Origin of the sequence: Vallitalea maricola (assembly GCF_036985595.1) — a bacterium.
GTDB classification, from domain to species: domain Bacteria; phylum Bacillota; class Clostridia; order Lachnospirales; family Vallitaleaceae; genus Vallitalea; species Vallitalea maricola.
Genome location: NZ_BTPU01000466.1, coordinates 1 through 210 on the forward strand (window position 1 = coordinate 1; position 210 = coordinate 210).

The 210-nt window shown below is 27.1% G+C and carries 1 pseudogene; it reads left to right on the top strand.

The features are described 5' to 3' along the window. A pseudogene (locus AACQ14_RS24650) lies at nucleotides 1–210 on the top strand (phosphoheptose isomerase); the annotation flags it as partial.

Sequence of the window (210 nt, forward strand, 5' to 3'; positions counted from 1 at the left end):
GTGAATAGAAAATTATCGAGAATAAATAATAAACTAACAAAAGTTTCTAAGAAAGAAGAATATATCCTTAATAATCTTGAACAAGGACTTCCTGCTATTAACCTAACAAGTGATATGGGACTAATAACTGCAATTTGCAATGATATTAATTCAGATCTTATATTTGCTCAACAAATATATTCTTTAGCTGGGGATAATGATGTTGTTATA